The sequence below is a fragment of the Bradyrhizobium sp. SYSU BS000235 genome (assembly GCF_049747295.1).
Taxonomy (GTDB): domain Bacteria; phylum Pseudomonadota; class Alphaproteobacteria; order Rhizobiales; family Xanthobacteraceae; genus Afipia.
Genome location: NZ_JBMHJM010000001.1, coordinates 3,270,087 through 3,283,977, shown reverse-complemented (window position 1 = coordinate 3,283,977; position 13,891 = coordinate 3,270,087). Strand labels below are relative to the sequence as shown.

Below are 13,891 nucleotides of genomic sequence, written 5' to 3'. Positions count from 1 at the left end.
CTTCCTCGCATGCAGCATCTTTTCATTGCGTCGGCTTTCGCTTTCAGCCTCCATGAGAAGGCACCACCTCTTCACGGGCAAATTTTCTCCTTAGATGGAGCGGCGCTCCATATTTCCCTTTGACCATTTTCCAGGGCCAAAGATGATCCTTCCCGACAATGAAACGCGGATAGACCTGCTCAACAACGAGGCCATCGCGGCGACGATCATCGCGTTGCTTAAGGCACAATGCGCGCATCCTGTAACCGTCGGCGTTCATGGCGACTGGGGCGCGGGCAAATCCAGTGTCCTCGAGATGATCGAGGCCGGGCTCGGCGGCAGCGGCGATGTGTTGTGCCTCAAGTTCAACAGCTGGCGTTTCCAGGGCTTCGAAGATGCCAAGATCGCGTTGATCGAGGGCGTCGTCACCGGCCTTCTCGAAAAACGTCGCGTGCTCACGCGCGCCACGGAAGGCGTCAAGGACCTGTTTGCGAGGCTCGATTGGCTGAAAGTCGCCAAGCATGCTGGCGGTCTTGCGTTCACTGCCTTTACCGGCATGCCGACCCCTGATCAGCTATCGGCCATCACCAACGGTCTTCAGCATATCCTCGCCGATCCCGCCAAACTTGCGACGAAGGAAAACATTTCCGCAGCGATCGAGGGCGTGAAATCTGTCATCAAGCCCGCCGAGGCAAAGAATGTCCCTGAGGAGATCGCTGAGTTCCGCAAGGCGTTTGACAAACTACTGAAGGATGCCGGGATCAAGCAGCTCGTCGTCCTCGTCGACGACCTCGATCGCTGCCTGCCTGATACCGCGATCGAGACGCTCGAGGCCATCCGTTTGTTCGTCTTTACCGCCGGAACGGCCTTCGTGGTCGCAGCCGACGAGGCGATGATCGAGTATTCGGTGCGCAAGCATTTCCCCGAATTGCCGGAAACCACCGGGCCTCGCGATTACGCGCGAAACTATCTCGAGAAGCTGATTCAGATTCCCTTCCGTATCCCGGCCCTCGGCGAGACCGAGACTCGCATCTACGTGACGATGCTGCTGATCGGCGCGGAACAGGGCGAAACCGATGAACAATACGCAAAGCTGATCGCGGTAGCGCGCGAGCGGTTGAAACGACCTTGGGAAAGCGCGCCGCTCGACTTCGCCGCGATCAAGGCCGCGCTCGGCGACGTAAAGCCTGCCGTCCAGAACGCGGTCACGCTCAGCGACCAGATTGGGCCGATCCTCGCCAGCGGCGCCAAGGGCAATCCGCGACAGATCAAACGTTTTCTCAACACGCTGCTACTACGGCAGCAAACCGCCACCGCCCGTGGCTATGGCAATGACGTCAAGCTGCCGGTGCTTGCCCGATTGATGCTCGCGGAGCGCTTCATCCCGCGCCTATTCGATCAGATCGCATTCGCCGCCGCCGCTCACCCGAAAGGCTATAGCGACGACCTCGCCGCGCTCGAGGCGGCGACCGGCGAGAAAGCCACGGCCGATACGAAGGCAAGCAAGACCAAGGAAACCGGCGATGTGGCAGAGAGCGCCCTCGTCACCGAATGGCTCGCGTCACCGCAGATCAGGGCTTGGTCGCAGGTTCCTCCTCCGTTGGCCAACGTCGATCTGCGTCCCTACCTGTTCGTGACCAAGGACCGGAAGGATTATTTCGGCGCGGCTTCAGCGCTCGGCCATCTCGCCGGCGTGGTCGAGAAGCTGCTCGGACCGAAATTGGCGGTCCAGAGCCTCGATGTTGATCTGAAACTCCTGAAAGAGCCGGAAGCGTCCCAAGTCTTTGAGGCGCTGCGCAGCCGGATCATGGGCGAGGACTCGTTCATGACCGTCCCGCCCGGGATCGATGGGCTCAGCGTCCTCGTCAAGACGCATCCCGCGCTTCAGACAAATCTGCTCGACTTCCTCGGCGCGCTTCCCGTCGAGCGGTGCGGCGCCTGGCCCGTGTCAGGATGGCAAGGTGTGGTGACCGATCAGGCGGCGTCCACGCGGCTCACCAACCTCATCGAAGAATGGGCGACCAGCGGGAAGAAATCGCCCTTAGCCAATGCAGCCATTGCCGCGCGCAAGATGAAGAGCCGGAGCGCCTGATGGGGACTTCCGGTTCCTATGGCGGCGCAGGCAACGGCTCGCCCCTCGTGCCGAGCTGGCTGAGCGATCCGGCGCCAGCATCTGCACCGGTCATACCCCCGCCAGCTGCCGAGCCGGGCGCCGCACCGGGAGCACCGCCCACGCTGCCGCCGACTGTACCACCGCAGCAGGCGCCGATGCCGGCACGTTTCACGGCACCGCGTACCAATTTCTCCAGATTTGCGCGCTCGGGTGGGACCGATCGCGCGGCTCTCGGTCGCGCCGTTTCAGGGTACGTGTCAACCGCAGCCGGAGGCGCACGGCAAGCCGCTCGTCGCATGGGTTCATCGCGACATGCTGGCGCGCGTCTGTACTCATTCCTCGCTGACGCACAGGCGCGCGGACCGGTCGAGGCGCTACGCGCCCTAAATCTTCAGGCACTCGCGGGCCGGCCCATCGAAGAAGTCTTCCTCGGGCTCGCCGAATACATCTGTCCGCCCGGCGGTTCCGTCGATGAAGGGATCGCGCGTGATGCTTTCATCGATACGATTGCCGATCTTGCGGATCAAGGCATCACCGATTTCAACGCCTTGACCCCTGATCAGATGCAGACGGTTTTCGAGATGTTCGCCGCCCACGCCATCGAGGCGCGCCTCTGCAACGACATCGGAAACAACAGCATCAAACTGCCGACGGACACCGCTGCCGTCGAACGGGTTCAGGCACAATTGTACGATTTCGTGCAACGCGCCGTGAGCGATGCACTGGGTGCGGCGCGCCCGACGGCAGGCGCTCTGACGCCGCAGCAAGCCCTCCAACACGTCGACGCCGTCTATGAAGCTGCCTACGACTTCCTACAAACGCTTGGCGATGCGGAGAGCGAACGATGACCCGGCATCTCATCCAAGGGCATTTTGGTCCGGCAGATCGCGCAAATCTGGCTGCCGTCGAGCCGGGTGAGAAACCGACGCATTTCGATCTCGTGGCCTACGACAAGGTCCTCGATTTCGGGATTGGCGCGGCACTCACTGACCTGAAGGCAAAACATGTCTTTCCGAGCGAGGTCGCACTAGATCTCGCGGTACTTGCCGCGCAGATTCATGCTGCGGATACGCGCATCTCACGTGCAACTGAATCTCAGGATGCATGGACTCGCGAAATCCGCGTCGTCGTCCCTGTGAGCGACGTCACGCGCTGGGATGCCGCCGTCCCGGTCCTACAACGTATGCTGAGTTTCCTCACAGGTGATCGTTGGACGATTCAATTTCGGCCGCGCCCGTTGAAGTTCGCGCAAATCGTCCCGCAAGCCGACCTGATCGTGCCGCCCTTCACGGGCGTGAGTCTCTTCTCAGGTGGTCTGGACAGCTTGATCGGAGCCATAGATCAACTCGAGGCCAAGCGCATCCCACTGCTCGTCAGCCACGCGGGCGAGCCCGCTGTCAGCAAGGCACAGGATGACTGCTTCGATCGCCTTAAGAAGCAATACAAATCGCTTCCTTTCGAGCGGCTCCGTACCTGGATGACGTTCCCGAAACGGCTCGTTCGAAACGTCGGATCCGAGGACAGCACGCGGGGCCGTTCCTTCCTTTTCTTCGCGCTCGGTGTATTCGCCGGTACTGGATTGCGCACCAATTTCGTGATGCATGCGCCCGAGAACGGCCTCATCGCCCTAAATGTTCCTCTCGATACCCTTCGCCTCGGCGCGTTAAGCACCCGAACGACCCACCCGTTCTACATCGCCCGCTGGAATGAGCTGCTGGGTATTTTGGGCATTCAAGGACAGATCGAGAACCCATATTGGAACAAAACCAAAGGTGAGATGGTCCGCAGATGTAGTAATCCAAAGTTATTGGAAGAGCTCGTACCCAAGACGCTGTCATGCGCGTCACCGACGAAGGGGCGATGGCAGGGACACCCGACCCAGCATTGCGGCTATTGTCTGCCATGTCTGATCCGGCGGGCATCGGTCGCATCGATTCAGGATGAGACGACCTACACCGTCTCCGACCTTCGGGCGCAGGAGTGGGATCCTCTGACGGCGGCTGGCGAGCAAATTCGCTCCTTCCAATATGCTTTTGACCGGTTGACCGCGCGCCCGGGCGTCGAAAACTTCCTCATTCACAAACCGGGTCCGTTGAACGACAATCCCGCGGCACTCGGCGAACTGGCCGCGGTCTACAAGCGCGGGCTTGAAGAAGTCGGGTCTCTGTTGGCCGGCGTTCGAACGCGCCCCTCTTGAGGACCTTGTGATATCCAATCTTGTCGACTTCCACTGCCATCTCGATCTCTATCGCGACCACGCTGCGGCTGTCGCCGAGAGTGAACGCCTGAAGATATTCACGCTCGCGGTGACCACCACGCCGCTCGCTTGGCCACGCAATCAAGAACTTGCCGCCTCTACAAAGTACGTCCGTGCAGCGCTAGGTCTCCACCCCCAATTGGTAAAGGAACGCGCGCATGAATTGCCAATTTGGCGCGAATACCTAGCACGGGCGCGGTACGTCGGCGAAGTCGGCCTCGACGCGGGGCCAGCCTTCTATGCCTCGTTCGAAAGTCAAAAGAAGGTTTTTGAAACTATTCTCCGTGATTGTGCTGTGCAAGGCGAAAAGATTCTGACAATTCATAGCGTGCGAGCTGCGAAGGCCGTCATCGACATGATCGAAGCGCTGCTTCCTCTAACGCGCGGAGTACCAGTCCTGCACTGGTTTACCGGGAGCAAAGCGGACGCAGCACGCGCAGCCAAGCTGGGAATGTATTTTTCGATTAACCGCGAAATGCTCCGGAACGAGCGGCACCGATCCATGGTGGTGTCATTACCTTTAGATCGGCTTCTGACGGAGACAGACGGTCCCTTCGTCAAGGTAGACGGCCGCGATGCCCATCCAGGCGATGTAACCATCACGGTCCAAGAGCTCGCTCGCTTACGTTCAATGACAACTGCAGATTTAGCCGAAGTGATCGCGGCTAACCTTAGACGCCTGACGACAATCTAATGGCCCTTGCCGTATACTCGACTATAGTCGAAACTCCGAACACACGTGGGTATGGTCTAACGAACGCAGGCTACGAATTTCGGGATCAGGCGCGTGTTCGTTGCGGAATGCAAGAAGGTCGCTCCATCGCTCCCAGCGGACGACATCAATGCTATCTGATTGCAAGGGGCGGAGAGCTGGTTGCGGGGTTAAGATTTGAACCTATGACCTTAACGGTATGAGCCTGAAAGCTCAGACCGAAGACTCTAGTGCCCGCTTCCGATCACAAGAAGATCAGTCATGACGACTGGCAAGCTTTTCGCGGAAAGCTTATCAGCAACCAATTGGCGGTCATTCACGAAATCGACGTGAATTTTTGCCTACTGTCTCTATTACGTATTCCTCTGTACTATCTCGACCACAACACATCCCGTACCCCTTGAAATGTTTGATTAGGCGCTCCAGCTCGCTCACTGCGTCGTTTGCAGACATGCCTGGGCCCAATATGATCAAAAGCTCATTGTGCAACTCAGTAAACCTTGGCTTTGCTCGCTTTTGCCCCTTATCGCGCAGCTCTTCGCGAATTGCTCGGACATCTTTAGGCCGCGAGATGCACTGCATCGCAACGTCATAGTCACATTGCGAAGAGTCTATGTCCTCGCCGGGCGACAGACGGTAAACCATCGTTGTTCCGTTGAAGTCGTCACGCCATCCATCACTCATCTTAACTATCTCCTCGGACCCAATACTGCGGAATTAACCGCTATTCGCCGCGTGATTGCGACCGAGTAATTTACAAGATTGCCGGCGAGCTTTCCTGTAATCCAGGAACGAAGACTGACAAGCATTGCGAAGATTTTTTATCAGTCGGCGGACTGCCCAAATCTGTGCTTTTTCAGTTTACGGACTGACTCCATTTTCGCGGTCTCTATATCAGTCGGTTTTGCCAGTTAGCACTAACTCCATTTCTGTTGTTGCCAACAGCAAACGCAGCTAACCCGAGGCTAAGCTTTGGACCCAGACGGCTTGTTGTCGTTCCTCGCGTCAATAAGCACGATATGGCTAGTGCTTTCCAGAATGAGTTGATTGAAAGTGGTTTGAAGAGACCGAGCTGATGCCGGTCAGGATTTCGCCGACGCGGGATGAACCCGAGCGACCGTACTGATGTGCCGAACGAAGATTGGCTTTTTCGGATAGTCGCGATAACGGAGCGTCAGCAGGTCGCCCTCGCGCGCCGTCACGATACTCGACCACCAGCCATCGTCAGGACTGAAGGGTGCAACAACCATGTCGCCGACAGCAATTGCATCCCAATTTACAGGAAGGTTGCGTCAGCATAGATTTTAAAAGCGAATTCGATCAAATGTGCACCGTACTCCGTCGCGCCCCGATCAGTGCAAAAATCGCTGACGAAGAGCTATGTTCGTTGCTTGGTGAGATACTTCTCCCTGAACTCGTTCGAATTGAAAGCTCAGAGAAAAACTTAGACCTGGAGAGGGCAACCGAAGGCCTTGGACCCGCAATTGCTGTTATTGATGAGATACGAGACACCCTCGATTGCTCCGGCCACAGCTTTCTTGAGAAAGTAAACATCGAATTTAATCATTATCAAATCGATGGACCTGTAGATGCCCCGTCAATGCTGGGCATACTGGAACGGTCCAGCTCGGATCTTAAGGTCCTTCGACGCGCGATTATTGATGCGCTTGGAAATGACGCTCGGCAGATTGGGCGGTCACGGCCGCAGCTTAAATACGATGAGGCGACTGCGGCGCTCATGAAACTTTGGGTGATGCTTACAGGCCGGAACGTCGCATCTCCTAAGGGAGCGGCGAAAGACGGATCAGGCGCTATTCAACCATCAACTGAGTTTGTACGGCTGGGCCTGCAAATAATTGACCCAAAATCAACAACCGCGAATGCAATCACATCCATACGCAAAATCCAAACGCGGATAAAATCCAAAGCGAGGATTCAACCTCGACACGTCTAGCAGTCAATCTAGGAATGTAACTCTGCCGAAACGACGACACGAGAAACGTCGCATTTAGTCGCGCGTAGCTAGATCTCTTGCTGCGACACGGTTTTGTTGGCGGGGCATCCCCATTCAGTATCATAAAGATCTGTTTTCAAGGACGATAATGCTGTACCGCAATGACCGCCAAGCTAAACTCAACCGGACAACCATTCCCGCGACTTCTTACCAAGCAAGAGGACGCTCGATACTGCTCGATTTTCGTCTCTGGATTCTCCCCATGGGTTAGAGACGGCAAATCGCCTCCACCCGTTCCCGGCACGCCACATTATGGCTTGAACGCGATCAATTGCGCGTTAGAATCGACCTTATCTCTTGGCATGTCATCCCCGATATTCAGCCGGTCTGCCGATCGGCGATGACGCGACGTCGTGACTATCTGGCTCGCGCTAAACTCCGCCCCAGTCCCGAGGACTGGCGCGATGACGAACCCATGACCTTTTCAGAAGCGGCCGCCGTCTTTTTCCCGGACGGTCCCCTCACCGTTGCCTCGCTTCGAACCGCGAAGCGAGGCGGCAAACTCGAATTCGTAAACGTGGCCGGCAAGGACCTGACGACGCCACGCGCAATAAAGAAATTGGTGACACCATGCCTGGCCGAAAAGCAAAGCCACCACGGCTCTGGTTCAGAGAGGACGACCAGACCTGGGTCATCCTCGACCAGACCGGAGGACGTCGCAGGCAAATCCGCACAGGCTTTCGTCGCGAACAAGTTCAAGCAGCTTCGAACGCGCTCGCGGAATACATCGGAAGGCGGCACACGCCGATAGCTGGCGGCAACGACCCCGCTGAACTTGCCATCGCCGACATCATCACTTTTTACGAGGAGCTAAAGCGACCCAAACCCTATATAGACCTGCGAGACTGCATTGCGCGAGGCGATCGCGTGACGCCTGATCAGCGCAAGATCGTTCGCCGCCACGATGAGTTGTTGATCCGGCTCGACAGCGTCAATACATTCTTCGGTGACAAGAGACTGTCGTTCATCAAGGGCGAGCCTTGCCGCGACTACGTTGATTGGTGCACCGGGACGCCAAACGATCGAAACGCGCGACTACCGAAGCGTCGCAAGATTTCTGATCAGACCGCACGGCGACATCTCGAAGATCTTCGATCCGCGATCCATGCCTATCATGAAGAATATAAGCTGTCGGTCATCCCGAAGATCGTACTTCCGGAGAAGCGCCAGGGCCGCGAGCGATGGTTGTTGCGCTCTGAGGCGGCCCGACTTCTGGGAGCTGCTCTCGGCTTTGTCTGGGACAATGACAGCGGAAACTGGAAGCGCACGGCCGAAGGACGTCTGTACCGCCGTGACAAGCGCACTGTCACAGTACGTCGGTCATCGGCGCGCTTTATCTTGATGGGACTGTACAGCGCCCGCCGCGAAGAAACGATCCGCCGAACGCAGTGGATCGCAACCACGACACACCCGTGGATGGATATCGCAAGCTGGACATATCACGGCCGAGGAAGTGAAGAGCGCAAAACCAACAAGCGACGCCCGCCAGCGAAGGTCGCCAGCCGATTGCGGCCACACCTTGAACGATGGTACCGAATGGATACGGAGCTTTCAGCCAAGTTGGCATCGGCTGTTCGGTTCATCATCCACCGTCCAGACGGCTCGCAGTATCATGAGAAGATCAAGACGGCGTGGGACAGCATTGTTGATGATGCTGGTCTTGGCGCCGACGTCGTGCGGCACATTCTTCGGCACACCGCGGCAACCTGGCTGATGCAGCGCGGTACTGACCCCTGGCAGGCAGCTGGTTGGCTGGCCATGACACTCGAGCAGCTTCAGGCCAATTACGGCCATCACCACCCGGATTTTCAGGAAGAGGCCGCCACGGCGTTCGGCGGGCGACGTTAAGTCTTTCCGAAGAATTCGGCGGCTGCGCGCGCTATCAGGTCTGTTACGGCCTTTTTGTCTTCGGGGGCAAAAAGGTTACTATCGCCCGGTCCAACGCCGCTGAGGCGCATCCGTGATCCTTGAACGATGAAGTGAACGACTTTTTCACCGTACTTCGGAGCCTGCAGGAATATTCGGCCACTCACCTTCCGGTCGTTAACGTCGTATGACGGGGCAACAATGAAAACACGATTGCCTGCGTCAAGCTTCTTCACCTCGGCGTCCAGCGCTCCCACGAAGGGCTGCAACCAAGGGAAGCGCTTGTATGCTTCTGCGAGGGCCTCATCAGCTGTCTGGACTGGCGGCGTCTCCGCCTTAACCTCTGCAAGCCGCGTCGCAAAAGCGTTCAAGGCATCATCGAATTCAGACATCAAAACACCATTCCGTTGCGCATTTCGTTGCGCGCAACCTTCGAAAAGCCTGTAAGTTATTGAAATCATGGTCGGAGTGGCAGGATTCGAACCTGCGACCCCTGCGTCCCGAACGCAGTGCTCTACCGGGCTGAGCCACACTCCGACATGGGTGGCCGGTATAGCGTCGGCTCCCGCAAACCGCAAGAAGCGGTATAAGGATCAAGACAGTAAAAGTGACCCGCCCGGCTTTCCCAATGAAACCCAGCCTGACCACGACAATTCTCCCCGCAGATGGCACCGCGGCAGAGGCCGCCGCAGACTGCCTCGCCGGCGGCGGGCTGATCGCGTTCCCGACCGAGACCGTCTACGGCCTCGGCGCCGACGCAACCAACGCGCGCGCGGTCGCCCGCCTGTACGAGGCCAAGGGCCGGCCGTCGTTCAATCCGCTGATTGCCCATGTCTGCGACCTGAAGGCCGCGCAGGACATCGCCCGGTTCGATCAACGAAGCCTGCGTCTGGCCGAAACTTTCTGGCCGGGGCCGCTGACGCTGGTTCTGCCGAAGGCCCCCGACTGCCCGGTCTCCGACCTCGCAACCGCCGGCCTGGATAGCATTGCCGTCCGTGTGCCGGCTCATCCGGTTGCGCATGATATTCTGCGCGCATTCGGCCGCCCGGTGGTCGCGCCGTCAGCCAATATTTCGGGGCACGTGTCACCCACGACCGCCGCGCATGTCTTCAGCGATCTGGCTGGACGCATCGATCTCATCATCGATGGCGGCCCGGTCTCGGTCGGTGTCGAATCCACCATCGTCGGGGGCTTTGAAATACCGCTCTTGCTGCGGCCGGGTGGCCTGCCGCGTGAAGACATCGAACGTGTGCTTGGCGAACCGCTTGGCCGCATCACCGCGGAAACCCACGCGACAGAAACGAGTCCATTGGCGCCGGGGATGCTGGCCTCGCACTATGCGCCGCGAACCACGGTGCGTCTCAACGCAAAGCATTTGGACGCCGATGAGGCACTGCTGGCATTTGGTCCCGAGGAAATCCCCGGGGGCGCAGCAGCCATGAATTTGTCCCCGGCGGGCGATCTCGTGGAAGCGGCGGCCAACCTTTTCAGTTATCTTCGCGCGCTCGATACCAAGGGAGCCCGCACCATCGCCGTGATGCCGGTTCCGGACGAAGGACTTGGCGAAGCCATCAATGACCGGCTGCGGCGCGCAGCCGTTCCAACTTGAATGCAGATCCGCAGAGACGAACCGAGACATGAACATCGTGCAGACACCGCCGTCCACACTTTCACCTGAACTGCTTGCGCGCTTCGCGGCCATCGTGGGCGAAAAATACGCGGTCACCGACCCGCATGAAGTGGCTCCTTATCTTGTCGAGGAGCGAAATCTCTATCAAGGCCGCTCACCTCTCGTCCTTCGGCCGGGCTCCACGGAGGAAGTCTCCGCCATCTGCAAGCTTGCGACCGAGACGAAGACGGCGATCGTCCCGCAAGGCGGCAATACCGGTCTCGTCGGCGGGCAGACGCCGCATCACGGCGAAGTCGTGGTGTCGCTGCGCCGGCTGGACAAGATTCGGTCCGTCGATACGAAATCCAACGCCATGACCGTCGAAGCCGGCGTGATCCTTGCCAACGCGCAGCAGGCGGCCGTGAACGCTGACCGGATTTTCCCGCTATCGCTCGGCTCTGAGGGAAGCTGCACCATCGGCGGCAACCTCTCGACCAACGCCGGCGGCATCGCAGCACTGGCTTACGGCGTCGCGCGCGATCTCGTGCTCGGTCTGGAGGTGGTGCTGGCGGACGGCCGCATCATGCATGGTCTCTCCAGCCTGAAGAAGGACAACACCGGCTACGACCTGCGCGACCTGTTCGTCGGCGCAGAAGGAACGCTCGGCATCATCACCGCAGCGACGCTGAAGATGTTTCCCAAGCCGCGCTCGGTTGAAACCGCGTTCGCGGCAATCGAGTCTCCGGAGGACGCGCTCAAGCTGCTCGACACCTCGCGCAACACCGCTGCCGGTGCCCTGACCAGCTTCGAACTGCTGCCGCAGATCGCCATCGATTGGGCGGTCAACTACAATTCATCCGTCCGCGCCCCGATGACAGGCCCGTATCCGTGGTACGTGCTGATGGAGATTTCATCGCCGCGCGACGATGCGCGCGACACCATCGAAGCCATTCTTGCTCAAGGGATGGAAGACGGCATTGTGCTGGACGCAGTGTTGGCGGCAAATCTCGACCAGCGTAACGGATTCTGGAAACTGCGCGAAATCGTCTCGCCGGCGCAGAAGCCCGAGGGCGGCTCGATCAAGCACGACGTCTCGGTGCCGGTGGCCGCGGTGCCGGATTTCCTGATCGAGGCGGACGCCGCCGTCACCAACCTGATTCCCGGCGCGCGTCCCTTCGCATTCGGTCATCTTGGTGACGGAAACATCCACTACAACATCAGCCAGCCGGTCGGAGCCGACACGGCGGGGTTCCTGGCGCGCTGGCACGATGTGAACGATCTCGTGCACGGCATCGTTGCCAAACACGGCGGATCGATCTCCGCCGAGCATGGCATCGGGATCCTGAAGCGCGAGGAGCTTCCGCACGTGAAGGATCCGGTGGCGCTCGCCATCATGCGGTCGATCAAGGCCAACCTCGACCCGCTCAACATCATGAACCCTGGCAAGGTCCTCTAAATCGAGTCTTTGACGATGCCCTCAAGCAACCTCGACATCACCACCGCCGAGGACGCAGACGAAGCCGGCATCGTCGCCTTGTGGGAACGATGCGAACTGACACGTCCCTGGAATGATCCCAGGGACGATCTTGCCAGAGCCCGCAAAGGCCCGGAGTCCGCGGTGCTGGTCGGACGCGACCAGCAGTCCGTCCTTGCGACGGTCATGGTCGGACACGACGGCCATCGCGGCTGGCTCTATTATGTTGCGGTCGATCCCGACCACCGCAAAAACGGCTACGGACGCGCCATCGTCACCGCGGCGGAAGACTGGCTCCGCACACGCGGTGTTGAGAAGGTTCAACTGTTGATACGCCCGGAAAATACCCAGGCCCAGGCGTTCTATGAGACGCTCGATTACGATGAACAGCCGCGTCTCATGTATGCGAGATGGCTCGATGGGCGCGAGCCGACCCCCTGATCCACTTTCCATTGAGGCCCCGTATGAGTGTGAGTGACCGCATCCGCGTCAAGGATGTTCGTCTGTTGTCGGACAACTGGTACATCCTGAAGACAACGACGTTCGACTGGCTGCACTCAAACGGGGAATGGCAGACCCAGCATCGCGAAACCTATGACCGCGGTAACGGCGCGACACTGCTGCCCTATAATCTCGCCCAACGCACCGTGCTGCTTGTCAAACAATTTCGTTATCCCGCCTACGTCAACGGCTATGATGACCTGCTGATCGAGACCGCCGCCGGGCTTCTCGACGATGAAACACCCGAGGTGCGGATCAAGGCGGAAGCAGAAGAAGAAACCGGATACCGCATCGATAAGGTCGAGAAGGTGTTCGAGGCGTTTATGAGTCCGGGCGCCGTCACCGAGAAGGTGCATTTCTTCGTGGCTGCGTACGAACCACATATGCAGATCGGGAACGGCGGCGGCCTAAGTCACGAGGGCGAGGACATCCATGTCCTCGAACTGCCGTTCAACGAGGCACTCGCCATGATCAAGGATGGCCGGATCGTCGACGGCAAGACGATCATGCTGCTGCAATATGCAGCGCTGAACATCTTCAAAGATTAGAACAACGATCCCTGCGCATCGTCTTCCTTCGGAGGCGGTGCGGGTTTGCTCGATGACTTGGGTTGAGCCGCACTGTTGCGAGGCTTTTTGGGTGGCGCATCCGCCACAGCCTCGGACGCGGCGATCTCTTCGGCGCTGAGCGGCACGATCAGTCCCGGACCATCGTTGGCGACACTGTTCACGGCGCGCGACACCGCGTGCCAGATAAAAGTGCCTTCCGCAGGCGCGACCATCAACGATAAGATTTCATTTTCAGTCGCGTTGCTGTCGAGCCAGCGTTCGAAATCGTCAGGATCGATCGTGACCGGGACCCGGTCATGGAGCACAGCCATGTCCGGCCTCGCAGCGGCAGTGACGATCGCGACTGTATCGACCTCTTCGCCGTTCGGCCCGCTCCAGGTTTCCGCGACGCCTGCAAACGCAACCGGCCGGCCATCGGCGCGATGGATAAAGAACGGCTGCTTGCCGGCACGCGCCGTCTGCCATTCGTAATAGCCGTCCGCGGGCAACAGGCAGCGGCGACGTTTGATCGCGTTCCGGAAGGACGGCTTTTCAAACACGGTTTCCGACCGCGCGTTGATGACGACTGCGAACTGGCGCGGGTCCTTGACCCAGGCCGGCATGAAAGCCCAGCGCATCAGGTGAAAGTGCCGGGCACCGTTCTCTAAAATGACGACAGGCACCGGCTGGGTTGGTGCGACATTGAACCGGGCCGGCATGTTCGGCTGCTCACCGTAGGCAAACAGGCGACGAAGGGCGTCAGGAGGTGATGCAATGATGTATCGGCCGCACATAAAAAGACTCGGAAAGGGGATTTT

14 protein-coding genes and 1 tRNA gene are annotated in these 13,891 nt (G+C 59.0%); 10 read left to right on the top strand and 5 right to left on the bottom strand.

Annotated elements, in window-relative coordinates; all coding sequences use genetic code 11:
* Positions 1-142 precede the first annotated feature (142 nt).
* Genes qatA through qatD form a run of 4 tightly spaced genes read left to right on the top strand, consistent with a single transcriptional unit; the run spans position 143 to position 5,043 of the window.
* Positions 143-2,071, top strand: a complete 1,929-nt coding sequence (qatA, locus tag ACP0KA_RS15305; protein ID WP_424629603.1) for a Qat anti-phage system ATPase QatA — start codon at positions 143-145, stop codon at positions 2,069-2,071.
* Positions 2,071-2,940, top strand: coding sequence for a Qat anti-phage system associated protein QatB (qatB, locus tag ACP0KA_RS15300; RefSeq protein WP_424629602.1), 870 nt, complete (start codon positions 2,071-2,073; stop codon positions 2,938-2,940). The genes qatA and qatB overlap by 1 nt, the downstream gene beginning before the upstream one ends.
* A complete protein-coding gene (qatC, locus tag ACP0KA_RS15295) occupies positions 2,937-4,289 on the top strand; it encodes a Qat anti-phage system QueC-like protein QatC (protein ID WP_424629601.1) in 1,353 nt (450 codons plus the stop codon). Before qatB ends, qatC begins: the two co-directional genes overlap by 4 nt.
* 7 nt (positions 4,290-4,296) lie before the next feature.
* Positions 4,297-5,043 (top strand): Qat anti-phage system TatD family nuclease QatD, encoded by a 747-nt coding sequence (qatD, locus tag ACP0KA_RS15290; RefSeq protein ID WP_424629600.1) that lies wholly within the window; start codon positions 4,297-4,299, stop codon positions 5,041-5,043.
* Positions 5,044-5,373: 330 nt separating this feature from the next.
* Here the strand turns inward: qatD and ACP0KA_RS15285 are convergent, their stop codons facing one another.
* Positions 5,374-5,745: a hypothetical protein gene (locus ACP0KA_RS15285; RefSeq protein ID WP_424629599.1), complete on the bottom strand. Its 372-nt coding sequence runs from the start codon at positions 5,743-5,745 to the stop codon at positions 5,374-5,376.
* A gap of 398 nt (positions 5,746-6,143) precedes the next feature.
* Positions 6,144-6,311, bottom strand: coding sequence for a hypothetical protein (locus tag ACP0KA_RS15280; RefSeq protein ID WP_424629598.1), 168 nt, complete (start codon positions 6,309-6,311; stop codon positions 6,144-6,146).
* A 14-nt stretch (positions 6,312-6,325) separates the two neighbouring features.
* On the opposite strand from ACP0KA_RS15280, the gene ACP0KA_RS15275 reads away from it, so the two are divergent.
* Both ACP0KA_RS15275 and ACP0KA_RS15270 read left to right on the top strand, forming a co-directional pair.
* Complete coding sequence (locus ACP0KA_RS15275) at positions 6,326-7,015, top strand: hypothetical protein (RefSeq protein ID WP_424629597.1); 690 nt, start codon at positions 6,326-6,328, stop codon at positions 7,013-7,015.
* A 630-nt stretch (positions 7,016-7,645) separates the two neighbouring features.
* A complete protein-coding gene (locus ACP0KA_RS15270; protein ID WP_424629596.1) occupies positions 7,646-8,923 on the top strand; it encodes a hypothetical protein in 1,278 nt (425 codons plus the stop codon).
* On the opposite strand, the gene ACP0KA_RS15265 is transcribed toward ACP0KA_RS15270, so the two are convergent.
* Together ACP0KA_RS15265 and ACP0KA_RS15260 are read right to left on the bottom strand one after the other, a co-directional pair.
* Positions 8,920-9,336 carry a hypothetical protein gene (locus ACP0KA_RS15265; protein ID WP_424629595.1) on the bottom strand — a complete coding sequence of 139 codons (417 nt, stop codon included), beginning with the start codon at positions 9,334-9,336 and terminating at the stop codon, positions 8,920-8,922. The two genes, ACP0KA_RS15270 and ACP0KA_RS15265, sit on opposite strands and share 4 nt — an antisense overlap.
* Before the next feature lie 65 nt (positions 9,337-9,401).
* Positions 9,402-9,478, bottom strand: a tRNA-Pro gene (locus ACP0KA_RS15260).
* 91 nt (positions 9,479-9,569) lie between these two features.
* Here ACP0KA_RS15260 and ACP0KA_RS15255 point away from each other — a divergent pair.
* Genes ACP0KA_RS15255 through ACP0KA_RS15240 form a run of 4 tightly spaced genes read left to right on the top strand, consistent with a single transcriptional unit; the run spans position 9,570 to position 13,073 of the window.
* Complete coding sequence (locus ACP0KA_RS15255) at positions 9,570-10,550, top strand: L-threonylcarbamoyladenylate synthase (RefSeq protein ID WP_424629594.1); 981 nt, start codon at positions 9,570-9,572, stop codon at positions 10,548-10,550.
* Positions 10,551-10,578: 28 nt separating this feature from the next.
* Entirely contained in the window at positions 10,579-12,006 is a 1,428-nt protein-coding gene (locus ACP0KA_RS15250) for an FAD-binding oxidoreductase (RefSeq protein WP_424629593.1), read from the top strand.
* 15 nt (positions 12,007-12,021) lie between these two features.
* The gene (locus tag ACP0KA_RS15245) at positions 12,022-12,465 is read left to right on the top strand and encodes a GNAT family acetyltransferase (protein ID WP_424629592.1); all 444 of its coding nucleotides are present in this window, start codon (positions 12,022-12,024) and stop codon (positions 12,463-12,465) included.
* A gap of 23 nt (positions 12,466-12,488) precedes the next feature.
* Positions 12,489-13,073 (top strand): NUDIX domain-containing protein, encoded by a 585-nt coding sequence (locus ACP0KA_RS15240; RefSeq protein WP_424629591.1) that lies wholly within the window; start codon positions 12,489-12,491, stop codon positions 13,071-13,073.
* Here ACP0KA_RS15240 and ACP0KA_RS15235 read toward each other — a convergent pair.
* Positions 13,070-13,867: an SOS response-associated peptidase family protein gene (locus ACP0KA_RS15235; protein ID WP_424629590.1), complete on the bottom strand. Its 798-nt coding sequence runs from the start codon at positions 13,865-13,867 to the stop codon at positions 13,070-13,072. The genes ACP0KA_RS15240 and ACP0KA_RS15235 overlap by 4 nt on opposite strands.
* Positions 13,868-13,891: the final 24 nt, after the last annotated feature.

What these genes read in the sequence shown, in the direction of transcription:
- qatA (WP_424629603.1), top strand. Translation starts at nt 143, where the DNA reads ATGATCCTTCCCGACAATGAAACGCGGATAGACCTGCTCAACAACGAG.
- qatB (WP_424629602.1), top strand. Translation starts at nt 2,071, where the DNA reads ATGGGGACTTCCGGTTCCTATGGCGGCGCAGGCAACGGCTCGCCCCTC.
- qatC (WP_424629601.1), top strand. Translation starts at nt 2,937, where the DNA reads ATGACCCGGCATCTCATCCAAGGGCATTTTGGTCCGGCAGATCGCGCA.
- ACP0KA_RS15285 (WP_424629599.1), bottom strand. Translation starts at nt 5,745, where the DNA reads ATGAGTGATGGATGGCGTGACGACTTCAACGGAACAACGATGGTTTAC.
- ACP0KA_RS15280 (WP_424629598.1), bottom strand. Translation starts at nt 6,311, where the DNA reads ATGGTTGTTGCACCCTTCAGTCCTGACGATGGCTGGTGGTCGAGTATC.
- ACP0KA_RS15270 (WP_424629596.1), top strand. Translation starts at nt 7,646, where the DNA reads ATGCCTGGCCGAAAAGCAAAGCCACCACGGCTCTGGTTCAGAGAGGAC.
- ACP0KA_RS15255 (WP_424629594.1), top strand. Translation starts at nt 9,570, where the DNA reads ATGAAACCCAGCCTGACCACGACAATTCTCCCCGCAGATGGCACCGCG.
- ACP0KA_RS15250 (WP_424629593.1), top strand. Translation starts at nt 10,579, where the DNA reads ATGAACATCGTGCAGACACCGCCGTCCACACTTTCACCTGAACTGCTT.
- ACP0KA_RS15245 (WP_424629592.1), top strand. Translation starts at nt 12,022, where the DNA reads ATGCCCTCAAGCAACCTCGACATCACCACCGCCGAGGACGCAGACGAA.
- ACP0KA_RS15240 (WP_424629591.1), top strand. Translation starts at nt 12,489, where the DNA reads ATGAGTGTGAGTGACCGCATCCGCGTCAAGGATGTTCGTCTGTTGTCG.
- ACP0KA_RS15235 (WP_424629590.1), bottom strand. Translation starts at nt 13,867, where the DNA reads ATGTGCGGCCGATACATCATTGCATCACCTCCTGACGCCCTTCGTCGC.